Origin of the sequence: Streptomyces sp. NPDC051664 (assembly GCF_044453545.1) — a bacterium.
Taxonomy (GTDB): domain Bacteria; phylum Actinomycetota; class Actinomycetes; order Streptomycetales; family Streptomycetaceae; genus Streptomyces.
Genome location: NZ_JBITCU010000020.1, coordinates 78,103 through 89,387, shown reverse-complemented (window position 1 = coordinate 89,387; position 11,285 = coordinate 78,103). Strand labels below are relative to the sequence as shown.

Below are 11,285 nucleotides of genomic sequence, written 5' to 3'. Positions count from 1 at the left end.
GTCACGGCCTCAGGCTGTGGTCAGTAGCGCCGGGAGAGAGTATGGAAGACGATGAGAGGCCTGGTGAGGGGCCACGGAGTCGGGCACGGCTATGCATTTCGGGAGAAGAGGTGCCGCATGGGTGCCACCGGCGCGTTCCCGGAGGGTCCTGCCTCGGTGGGGGTGGCCCCGGCCGAGCCGGGTGGGCTGCTGGACGTGCTGGGTGTGGCCGCGGTGGTGCTGGACAGCGCGGGACGGATCGCGTTGTGGAGTCCGCAGGCCGAGGAGCTGTTCGGCTGGACCGCCGACCAGGCGCTGGGCCGGTTCGCGGCCCCTCTGCTGGTGGCCCCGGAGCACTTCGACCTCGTCCTGCACCTGTTCGCGCAGGTGATGAGCAGTGGTGAAACCTGGGCCGGCGTGTTTCCCGTGCGGCACAAGGACGGTACTTCGCGGCTGGTGGAGTTCCGCAACATGCGGTTGCTGGGCGAGCACGGACAGCCGTACGCCCTGGGTATCGCCACCGATCAGGCCACTCTGCGAGAGGTGGAACGGGATCTGGCGCTGTCGGTGCAGCTGGTGGCCCAGTCCCCGATCGGCCTGGCCGTCCTGGACACCAACCTGCGGTACGTGATGGTCAACCCGGCGCTGGAGGGCCTCAACGGCCTGCCGGCCGCCCAGCACATCGGCCGTGATGTCCACCAGGTTCTGCGGTTCCTGGACGATACCGGGTCCGTCGCGTCGATGATGCGGCAGGTTCTGGACACCGGCAGACCGGTGATCAACCACTTCATCGTCGGCCGGTCACCGACCGATCCGGACGATGAAATCGCCCGGTCGGTGTCGTACTACCGGCTCGAGAATCCGGCCGGGCGGGTGCTGGGCGTGGCGGCGTCGGTGGTGGACAGTACCGAGCAGCACCGGGCCGGCTTGGAGGCGGCCGCTGCCCGCAAGCGGCTGGCGACCATTGCCCAGGCCTCGGCGATGGTGGGCACCACCTTGGATGTGGAAAAAACTGCCCGGGAGCTGGCCGACATCCTGGTGCCCGAGCTGGCCGACCTGGCCGCCGTCGACATCCTCGACGCAGTCCTCGACGACCGGCAACCGGAAACTGTGTCCCCCGGAGCGCCGGCGCTGTTCAGGGCGCTGGCAGTGACCGCTGCCTATCCCACCGACGCCGTCTACGCGGCCGACCAGACCGGCCACATCGCCACCTACGCCGCCGACCGGCTCATCACCCAGTGTGTGACCACCGGCCGCCCCGTCCTGGTGAATCGGGTGACCGAAGCCGACCTGCAGCACATCGCCGCCGAGCCACGGGGAGCCGCCCTCCTGGCCCAGGCCGGCCTGCACGCCTACCTGGCCGTGCCGCTGATAGCCCGTGGGGAAGTCCTGGGCGCCCTGGACCTGTGCCGCGCCCGCAACCCGCTGCCGTTCGACCCCGACGACGTCGTCCTGGCCGTCGAGCTGGCCGACCGCGCTGCGGTGCGCATCGACAACGCGCGCTTGTACCAGAACCAGCGCCGCACAGCCCTGACTCTGCAACGCCACCTCATGACCCACCGGCCACCCCAGCCGACCGGCCTGGAGATCGCCTATCGCTACCAGCCCGCCCAGGTCTCCGCGGAGGTCGGCGGTGACTGGTTCGACGCCATCCCCGTGGCGGGCGACAAGACCGCCCTGGTCATAGGTGACGTGATGGGCAGCGGGATCAACGCTGCCGCGACCATGGGACAACTCCGCACCGCCGTCCGCACCCTGGCCGAACTCGACCTCGACCCTGCGCAGGTCCTCCTGCACCTCGATCACATCGCCGCCGGCCTCGAGCCCGGATTCGCCACCTGCATCTACGCCGTCTACGACCCGCACCGCATGCACTGCGTGATCGCCCTCGCCGGCCACATGCCGCCCGTCCTGACCCGACTCGGCCGGCCGCCCGAACTTGTCGACCTGCCCACCGGCACCCCCCTCGGCGTCGGCGTCGCCGAGTTCGAACAGACCACCTTGCACCTCGATACCGGCGACCAGTTGCTGCTCTACACCGACGGCCTCGTCGAAACCCGCGAACAATCCATCGACACCCGCCTCAACGCCCTCCTGGACCTCCTCACCGAGCCGCAACCGACACTCGAAGCCACCTGCGACCACCTCCTGGGTGCGCTGCGCCATCCGCACGACCACGACGACGTGGCCCTCCTCATCTGCCGCGCGAACGGCCACCGACCGTGACCACCGGCATCCCACCCGTGCCCTGCCACAGGGAGACTGAGGGGTGCGCGGGATCGTCGAGCTGCCCTGTTTCGCCTGACCCCATCCCTTCCGGCCCGCGGGGGCATGAAAGGGCGTTGCGAAGGTGTGCTCGTGGCCGATGAGGGCAACTGTGTGCCATGGCTGCAGAGGTGGATCGTGAAGAGCGGCGACGCAGGGTGTGGGGAACCACGCTGCTGCGTGCGCTCGTCCTGGTGGCAACATTCCTGGCCCTGGTCGCCTTCTCCATCGCTTTGGCGAAGGTGACGCTCACCCCATCACCGGCATCGGAGGACCTCGTCCGGTCCAACCTCAGGCCCGGAAGGTCGTTGCGACAGTACGCCGAGGACTACACCTTCCTCGCGGCCTGCAAGCAGGCCGGCGGAAACCTCCTGCTGGGCGTCCCGTTCGGCATCCTGCTGCCGATTCTCATTCCGCGCCGGCTTCGGATGCTTCGCATGGCCGCGCTGACGGTGACGGTGATGGTGGTGATCGAACTCGTCCAGGGCGCCCTGGTCCCCGGGCGCGCCTTCGACATCGACGACGCGATCCTCAACACGAGCGGCGCGCTGCTCGGATATCTGCTGCTGGGGCGGCGGATCAGTCATCGCTATCACCTGCTGGCGGAGGGGACGACCAGAGCGGTGGCGGCTCCGGGGCCGAAGCCCGAGCGGAAGATTGCGCCGAAGTCCGGACCAAAGTCCAGGACCAAGTCCAAGCTGACGTCCAGGCCCGAGTCCAGGACCAAGTCCAAGCTGACGTCCAGGCCCGAGCCCAGGCCCAAGTCCAGGCCCAAGCCGTCATCCAAGACCAAGGCCACGCCTGTATCCAAGGCCAAGTCCAAAGTGAAACCGAAGTCCAAGTCTCGGAGCAAGGCCGCGACCGGCCGTAGCGCGTCCGGGCTGGTTGCCTCCGGACGCGCACTGTTCGGCCGACTTGTGACCCGTGACCGGTGACCTGTGAGCCGGGTCCGGGCGGGGGAGCGCCCGGACCCGGTCGTCGTCACGTGCTGGGCGCATCCCGAACGGTTTTGGATGCGCTGGTCCCCGCGTTCGCTTCCCGCTCGGTGACGGCCCTTCAGGGGGGCCGGTCCGTTGTGGGTGGGCGAGTTCTCTCGCGTTTCCCGGGCGCCTGGTCCGGCCCCTGATGTCACCAGCAGGCTTACGGCGTTCGCCTCCCGCCCGCGTGACGGCCGTCAGGTCGTCCGTCCCAGCCGCCATCCGCGCGCCATACGGGGCATCGAGTGCCGCCGTTCGATGGATGCGACGGTCCGGTCCGGTGCGGCTGTCGTCCGGCTGGGACACCTTCCTTGCGGGCGTACCGGGGGATACGCGCCGGTACGAAGAGGAACCCGGTGTCGTGCGGGCTCCGGACCGCTTGCCCGTCGTTCACCTGGGTGGTTGCAGGAAGGACCCTCGACGTGTCAGATCCCGTTGTCCTTATCACGGGCGCACTTACCGGTATCGGCCGCGCCACCGCCTTCGCATACGCCCGTGAAGGCGCGAACCTTGTAGTCTCCGGCCGCCACGAGGACGTGGGTGAGCAGCTTGCCGGGGAGCTCTCCGACCTCGGCGCCACGGCCGAATTCGTGCGCGCCGATGTCCGCTTCGACGCCGATGTGAAGGACCTCGTCGACCGCGCGGTGGCACGGTTCGGGCGGATCGATGTCGCCTTCAACAACGCCGGCACCGAGGGAACACCCGGCCCTGTGACCGAGGTGACGGACGAGGGATATCAGGCCACCTTCGATACCAACGTCAAGGGCACGCTGCTGTGCCTGAAGCACGAGTTCCGAGTCATGAGAGAACAGGGCAGCGGCAGCATCGTCAACGTCAGCTCCGCCTTCGGCCTGATGGGTTATCCCGAGGCGACCTTGTACGTCGGGAGCAAGCACGCCGTCGTCGGCATCACCAAGGCGGCCGCACTCGAAGGCGCCGCTCACGGTATCCGGGTCAACGCGGTCGCGCCCGGCTACACCCGTACCGCTATGTACGAGCGGTTCACCGGCGACGACACGGCTCGTGCCGCGGTAGATTCGACGCTGCCCATGCACCGGGCAGGCACCCCGGAGGAGATCGCCGAGGCCGTCCAGTTCCTGGGTTCGGACAAGGCGAGCTACGTCACCGGGCACATCCTCCTTGTCGACGGCGGCCTCATGGCGGGCGCGCCTTCGTTCCCGGGCTCGTGAATCGCGAGGTCGGCACAGGCCGCGTCGCCCTCGACGGTCTGGTGCTGGATCTACGGATCAACGGGGGCGGTCCCGATGCCCTGGCGCTGCAGGTTGCCGAACGCCTGACGGACTTTCGCCGAGCGGATGCGGGGTTGACCCGTCGGTACGGACGGCGAACCGAGCAATGACCGGGAGATCCGCGAGACTTTCCGGGCCGACGACCGCGCCGAGATCGCGCGCCGGTTCCGGGGCGGGATCGACGACCATCGCACGGTCTACGGGGCTTGTACCGGGCCGGACCGGTCCCAGCCGGGGGTCAGCTCCTCCCGGTGGATGTCCTCGGTGTGGACCTGCTCGCCGCAGGCCTCGCAGACCGTGTGAGTGACGAGTTCGTGGCCCCGGTGACGGATCCTGCTGGGTGGCGCGGTGACGACCCAGCGGTCGCCCCAGCCGATGAGCTCGCGGGTGATGCCGCCCAGATCGCGCCCCGCCTCCGTCAGGTAGTAGCCGCTGTAGCGTGCGTCGTCCGGCAGCGGGCGCCGTTCGAGGACGCCGCTCTCCACCAGCGCCTTCAGGCGCGCCGCCAGGCGGTCCGTGGGGGCACCGGTGTTCCTGGCGATCTGCCGGAACCGGTGGTTGCCGAGCATGACCTCGCGGATCGCCGGCAGGGCCCATCGGTCGCCGACGACCTGCAGAGCGGCGGCGAGCGAGCAGGGGCGTCCGGCCATGTCCTGGGGATCGATGCGCGTGGTCACAGGCCCAGTATCACCCCAGAGGGGTTTGATTTCCAAATCGCTCGGTGCTTGGCTTGCTCATCTACGACGTTTCAATTTTCAGAACACCCTCGAACGGCCGCCGTAGTCGTCCTGGTGGCCGTCTTCATGGCCAACCTGGATCTGTTGATCGTCAACGTCGCGCTTCCGACCGTGGGAGCGGCCTTCTCCGGGGGCGGCAGGGGCGTGACCCTCGGTTCGGTGTCCTGGGTTCTCAACGCTTACGCCATCGCCTTCGCCGCGCTGCTGGAGGTGGCCGGGCGTGCCGGTGACCGGATAGGCCGGCGGCCGGTCTTCCTGGCTGGGATCGCCGTCTTCACCCTCGCGTCGCTGGGCTGTGCCCTGGCCCCGAACCTGGGGACCCTCGTCGTGCCCGGGTGGTGCAGGCCATCGGGGCGTCCGCCGAGATGCCGACATCCCTGGCCCTGCTGCTGGCGACGGTGCCGGCCTCCGTCTGCCAGATCTCGGTCACGGTGGTCGGCTCCCACGTAGGTGCCGCCTCGCGTCCCGACTTCCGGATCGTCTGGTGGGTAGCCGCCGTACTGGGCCTGTCGCCGTCGGTGATCGGTGTGCGCCTCAGCCGTGGCGGCGGCTCGGGCCGGACGGCGGCCGCCGCGTCGAAGGAGCCCGAGGCGGATGCGCGGGCTCTGGCGGACGCGTCCTGACCGGCGACTTTCCCTTCATTCGGCGGCAGTCGGGGCCGTGACGGCGTTCGGACGCGACGGGCGTCAGGAGGTCGGGAGTCAGGGGGCGTCGGCCGGGCTTGACGGTCGGCTATGGAGCAGGGGCGGATCTTTCGTGGCGGCCATGACGCCGGGTCCTGGTCGGTTTGATTTTCCAAGTAATCGAGCTAGAGTGGGTTTGATTCTCCAACTCATTGGTAATCGCGCCGGGCGACCCGCCCGGCGCCCCGGCGGCCAGGAGGCCCGCACCATGCGTGACGCAGTCATCGTCGAAGCCGTACGCACGCCGATAGGCAAGGGCAAGCCGAACGGCGCCCTCGCGCACGTCCACCCCGTGGAGCTCCTCGCCCACACCCTGCGTACCCTCGTCGAGCGCTCCGGTGTCGATCCCGCCCTCATCGACGACGTCATCGGCGGCACCGTCGACCAGGTCGGCGAGCAGGCCATGAACACCACTCGGTACGCCGTGCTGTCGGCCGGCTTCCCCGAGACGGTCCCGGCAACCACGGTGGACCGCCAGTGCGGCTCCTCCCAGCAGGCGGTGCATTTCGCAGCGCAAGGCGTCATCTCGGGCGCGTACGACTTGGTCGTCGCCTGTGGCGTCGAATCGATGAGCCGGGTGCCGATGGGGTCGAACGTGCCCGCCGGCAAGGACCCCTTCGGCCCCGGAGTCGCCGAGCGCTACCCCGAGGGCCTCGTCCCGCAGGGCATCAGCGCCGAACTCATCGCCGCCAAGTGGTCCATCACGCGCGAGCGGATGGACGCCTTCGCCGTCTCCTCGCACCATAAGGCGGCCGCCGCCTGGGACGCCGGCCTGTTCGACGCAGAGACCGCGCCCCTGGAGGGCGTCACCCGCGACGAGTGCGTACGGCCCGGCAGCACCCCGGAGATCCTGGCCGGCCTCAAGCCCGCCTACTACGAGCCTGGCTTCGGCGAGCGCTTCCCGCAGATCGGGTGGAACGTCACCGCGGGGAACGCCAGCCCCATCAACGACGGCGCCTCGGCCGTCCTGATCACCTCCAGCGAGACCGCCGCCCGCCTCGGCCTGCGCCCCATCGCGCGCCTGCACAGCTTCGCCGTCACCGGCTCCGACCCGCTGCTGATGCTCACCGGCGTCATCCCGGCGACCGAGAAGGTGCTGCGCAGGGCGAACCTGCAGCTCGACGACATCGACCTGTTCGAGGTCAATGAGGCCTTCTCCAGCGTGGTCCTGGCCTGGCAGCAGGAGACCGGCGCCGACCTCGCCAAGGTCAACGTGCACGGTGGCGCGATCGCTATCGGCCACCCCCTCGGCGCGAGCGGCACCCGCCTGACGACCACCCTGGTCCACGCGATGCGCGAGCGCGGCGCCCGTTACGGCCTGCAGACGATGTGCGAGGCAGGCGGACTCGCCAACGCGATGGTGGTGCAGGCGGTCTGACGGGTCGTCCGAGTGGGCCGCCCGGCCGGTGGAGCGACGGGGCGCCTGTCACGTGGGTCGACGGGTGCCTGTGGCGGAGGGCGGCGGCGGCAATATCGGTGTTGCCGTTCCGGCGGAAGATGCTCGCGGAAGGTGCGGTCACGGATGTGGTGCAGGAGGCTCTCGATGCCCCAGTGACCTCTGATCCACCCGACGCGCGCGGCCCCGGCCTTCGCGTCTACTCGGCGAGTCCTGGGACTCCCCAGTCTGTGCCTGCGCCAGGCTGTCGCGCCGCGGTGGCCGGTTGGGGCCTGCCTCGTTCAGCGGGCAGCAGTGCTGCGCGGACAAGGGCGGAGTCCAGGACCGCGCGGGAGAGCTCGATCAAGTCCTGTTCGTTCAGAGCTGGAGAATCTTCTGGTGCAGCCGGCCCCACGCACCGGCCCGAGGCCAGATGACCAACCGACGGTGCGCGGTCGACTTGGACGCCCCGAAGAATGACTTGCCAGGCACACCCGCTGACCAGAACGTAGCTGATCGAGGCGAATACAGCCTCGTCGCCGATGTTCACGACCCAGCCACTCTGCGGCCTCGGGCGGGCCGGTGGCAACAGGGGCTTGGCGATCTCCCACAGCTCGTCCGGAACGATTCCGCCCCACCCAACGCTCCCCATGCATTTCTCAAGGACCAACCATCATGTAGGACACGGTCCTACTGTCCGGGCTGGTAGCGCCGCTCGAGTTCGGTGTGCTCGCCGAGACCGATCAGCGCGGTGAACTCCTCGAACTGGATCAGGTTCCCGAGTGCGCCTCGCGTGTCGCCTGCCATCGCGAGCACCTCGAGATAGTCCCGCATTCCCTTGGCGGCCGCGAATGCCGTACCCACAGGGAAAATCGCGAGGGCGTATCCCATGTCCTGGAGCACGCCGACACCGGGAGTCGGCGTCCGGCCGCCTTCGACCTGGTTGCTGAGGAGGGGGACGGTGCCGCGGAATGCCTCGCAGATCCGCCGCATCTCCTCCTCGCTCTCGGGGGATTCGATGAACAGCATGTCGGCGCCGGCCTCGTGGTAGGCGGCGCCCCGGTCGATCGCCTCGTCGAGCCCGTGTGCCGTCCGCGCGTCGGTGCGGGCAATGATGACGAAGTCGGGGTCCTGCCGCGCGTCGACCGCTGCCTTGATCTTCTGGACCATCTCGTGGACGGGCACGACCTCGCGTCCCAGCATGTGCCCGCAGCGCTTCGGGAAGGTCTGGTCCTCGATGTGCATCGCCGCGGCGCCGGCCCGTTCGTAGGCGATGACCGCGCGGCGGACGTTGAGCGGGTTGCCGAAGCCGGTGTCGGCGTCGGCGATCAGCGGCAGGTCCACCACATCGGCCATGGCCGTGACTCGTTCCACCATCTGTGTGTGCGACAGATATCCCACGTCGGGCTGCCCCAGGATGCTGGCGGCCGTCTCGAATCCGCTGAGGTAGAACGCCTGGAAGCCGAGCCGCTCCACCAGCCGCGCCCCGGTTCCGTCATAGGCTCCCGGAGCCACCAGGATTCTCGGATCGTTGAGCAGTTGCCGCAGGCGGGTCGTGTGTCTGGGCATGGCAGTCCTCCTGCGCTGAAGGGGGATGGGCGCCGCCCGCGGTCGTCGCGGTCCCGGCACCGTATGCGCCCGTATGCCGCTCGTTCCCCTCGGCACGACCATGGACGTCCGGCTGTCGGCGGCAAGGTATCCGTCGGTGCTCCGGACTCTGGGATCCGTCGGCACCGACCTTACTTCGGATGATAGGGCACAAACGTGGCCGAAGTGCCCTAGCGGATGCGGCAGGGCATCCGCCGCTCCGGCGCGCTCACCCCGTTCTCACGACCTGGACCACCCGGGCCGCACACGGGTGAGCGGTCACGCCCAGGATCCGGACCCGGCCGAGGACGCAGTGCCCAGCGGAACGTGTCGTGCAGGCGGCTTCCGCACACACCTCCGCCGATTCCCGCCAGTCGGCGTCGAGTTCGCGCAGGTCCTCTGCCGGGCGGACCGGCCAGCAGGGGGCGGCCGGATGAGCGGTGGCTCAGGCCTTCGTCTTGAGGAGGGTGCGGTCGGGGCGGCGGACGGAGTGGGTCACCGGCTGCTCCGGGCGTCGGCGATGTGCACGAGCTGGCCGAGGGCCGTGGTGGTGTACCAACCGCAGTCGCTCAGTGTGGTGTGCCCGGTGTACTTCGGCGGGAGGCGGTCGGTCCTCCGTGGCGCGGAGGTAGATCAGGCAGTCCGGGCAGTGGCGCGAGAGGCGCACCAGGCAGCGGGCGTGGCTGGTCACGTATGACTGGGCGCCTCTGGTGGCGTCGCGCAGTCGCCATCCGCTCGTCGGTCGGGGAGTGCCAGGACGGGGCGACGATGCGTATCGAGTCCGCCCACAGCTCCCCGCCGGCAACCCCTTTGAGGACGACGGCCTGGTCGCCGGCCTGGAAGTGCTGACTTCTTTCGAGGCCGATATCCCGCTGGCGGAACAAGGACGTTACACAGAACGGGATTTGGCCGAAGCGTTGACATGCTCAGGACCCGCCGCCACTCTGATGCCAGCTCGGAATGCAACCGGTTGCATCCCACTGTCTGAGGGCCGCATGCCGGAGGAGCGAGGTATCCCCGCGCTTCGTGCGCCCCATCGACCCCCGGCCGAAAGGACTTCCGGTGCTACAAGGCGCGGACCACGGTTGCCGCCAAGGCGTCCGTGGAAGCAGGTGCGGAGTCGGAATGGTCAACGCAGCCCCTGGGCCGCTGCACATTTTTGCAACCGGTTGTAAGGAAGAAGGCGGTGCCGCCGGTGCGGGCTAGTGTGTGCACCTGACGAAGAGTCGGCCGGGTGTGGGCAGAGGCCGGCCGGCAGTGCTTACGGCGGGCAAGGGAAGCAACCGTGGTCATGACCATCCGTGACGTCGCCCAGGCCGCCGGGGTTCATGTCTCGACCGTCTCCCGGGCCTTTTCCGCCTCCCACCTGGTGAAGCGGGAAACCCGCGAGCGGGTGCTCGCCATCGCTGCGGAACTGGGCTATCAGCCCAACGAGACCGCACGCGCTCTGACCACGGGGCGCACACGGAATCTGGGACTGATCGTCTCCGATATCGCCAACCCCTTCTTCCCACCACTCATCAAGGCCGCTCAGGCCTACGCGCGGGTCCGCGGCTACCAGGTCTTCGTCGCCGACACCGACGAGGACGCGGCCGTCGAGGAGGAACTGATCCAGACCCTGGCTCGCCAGGTGGACGGTGTGATCCTGGTCAGCCCCCGGCTGGCCAACGACGTCATCGGCCGGCTGGGTGGAGAGCTGCCTTTCGTCCTGGTCAACCGTTCCGTGGCGGGGCTCTCGGCCGTACTCATGGACGTGGCGAACGGTGCGGCACTCGCGGTGGATCACCTCGCCGGACTGGGTCATGAGCATCTGGCCCTGGTCTGTGGTCCCCGCGGCTCGTGGACCAGTGCGCAGATGCGACGGGCCGCCGGGAAGGCCGCCGCCGACCAGGGGGTCCGGCTGGACGTCATCGGCCCCAATCCGCCGACGGAACACGGCGGCACCGCGGCAACGCCCGCCGTCCTGGGGACGGGCGCCACCGGGGTGATCGCCTACAACGACCTGGTCGCCATCGGGCTCATCGAAGGGCTCGACGACCGGAACGTACGCGTGCCGCGGGACATCAGTGTGATCGGCGTGGACGACACCGTTGCCGGCAGGCTGAACCGCCCCCGGCTCACCACCGTCGCCATGCCCACCGCGGCGGCGGGGCGCACGGCGGTCGATCTGCTGATCCAGGCTCTGGAGACGCCCGGCGAACCGGCCACGGCCCAGACCATGCTGGCGACATCCCTGGTCGTCAGGGACTCCACCGCCGCCCCGGAGTAACCGGCCGGCTGATCGTTCGTCTCAACTTCTTGACGGGCCAAAGCGGGTGACGTACCGTCACTGCAGTTCACATACAAGAACTCGGTTCTCATACGAGAATTATTGTGGACTCGGGCACGACCTTCACCACCCACATCTGGGCCGACCAGCGACCTGCCCGGCA

General features: G+C 69.1%; 9 protein-coding genes and 1 pseudogene. 7 read left to right on the top strand and 3 right to left on the bottom strand.

The window, feature by feature from the left end; genetic code table 11:
• Positions 1-117: 117 nt before the first annotated feature.
• The 3 genes from ACIA8E_RS29245 to ACIA8E_RS29235 all read left to right on the top strand — a co-directional run bounded on the left by ACIA8E_RS29245 (position 118) and on the right by ACIA8E_RS29235 (position 4,411).
• On the top strand, positions 118-2,205 hold the full coding sequence (locus ACIA8E_RS29245; protein ID WP_399302354.1) for a SpoIIE family protein phosphatase: 2,088 nt from the start codon (positions 118-120) through the stop codon (positions 2,203-2,205).
• A gap of 158 nt (positions 2,206-2,363) precedes the next feature.
• A complete protein-coding gene (locus ACIA8E_RS29240; RefSeq protein WP_399302352.1) occupies positions 2,364-3,179 on the top strand; it encodes a VanZ family protein in 816 nt (271 codons plus the stop codon).
• Positions 3,180-3,643: 464 nt separating this feature from the next.
• On the top strand, positions 3,644-4,411 hold the full coding sequence (locus tag ACIA8E_RS29235) for an SDR family NAD(P)-dependent oxidoreductase (RefSeq protein ID WP_399302350.1): 768 nt from the start codon (positions 3,644-3,646) through the stop codon (positions 4,409-4,411).
• A gap of 257 nt (positions 4,412-4,668) precedes the next feature.
• On the opposite strand, the gene ACIA8E_RS29230 is transcribed toward ACIA8E_RS29235, so the two are convergent.
• Complete coding sequence (locus tag ACIA8E_RS29230; protein WP_399302348.1) at positions 4,669-5,148, bottom strand: winged helix-turn-helix transcriptional regulator; 480 nt, start codon at positions 5,146-5,148, stop codon at positions 4,669-4,671.
• Between the two features lie 126 nt (positions 5,149-5,274).
• On the opposite strand from ACIA8E_RS29230, the gene ACIA8E_RS29225 reads away from it, so the two are divergent.
• The 3 genes from ACIA8E_RS29225 (at position 5,275) to ACIA8E_RS29215 (ending at position 7,269) form a co-directional block, all read left to right on the top strand.
• On the top strand, positions 5,275-5,658 hold the full coding sequence (locus ACIA8E_RS29225) for an MFS transporter (protein ID WP_399302346.1): 384 nt from the start codon (positions 5,275-5,277) through the stop codon (positions 5,656-5,658).
• On the top strand, positions 5,544-5,831 hold the full coding sequence (locus ACIA8E_RS29220; RefSeq protein ID WP_399302423.1) for a hypothetical protein: 288 nt from the start codon (positions 5,544-5,546) through the stop codon (positions 5,829-5,831). Before ACIA8E_RS29225 ends, ACIA8E_RS29220 begins: the two co-directional genes overlap by 115 nt.
• Before the next feature lie 268 nt (positions 5,832-6,099).
• Positions 6,100-7,269: a thiolase family protein gene (locus ACIA8E_RS29215; RefSeq protein WP_399302344.1), complete on the top strand. Its 1,170-nt coding sequence runs from the start codon at positions 6,100-6,102 to the stop codon at positions 7,267-7,269.
• A 687-nt stretch (positions 7,270-7,956) separates the two neighbouring features.
• On the opposite strand, the gene ACIA8E_RS29210 is transcribed toward ACIA8E_RS29215, so the two are convergent.
• On the bottom strand, positions 7,957-8,835 hold the full coding sequence (locus tag ACIA8E_RS29210) for an oxaloacetate decarboxylase (RefSeq protein WP_399302342.1): 879 nt from the start codon (positions 8,833-8,835) through the stop codon (positions 7,957-7,959).
• 513 nt (positions 8,836-9,348) lie between these two features.
• Positions 9,349-9,758: pseudogene (locus ACIA8E_RS29205) on the bottom strand (hypothetical protein).
• 386 nt (positions 9,759-10,144) lie between these two features.
• Between ACIA8E_RS29205 and ACIA8E_RS29200 the strand changes: the two are divergent.
• The gene (locus tag ACIA8E_RS29200) at positions 10,145-11,122 is read left to right on the top strand and encodes a LacI family DNA-binding transcriptional regulator (protein ID WP_399302340.1); all 978 of its coding nucleotides are present in this window, start codon (positions 10,145-10,147) and stop codon (positions 11,120-11,122) included.
• Positions 11,123-11,285: the final 163 nt, after the last annotated feature.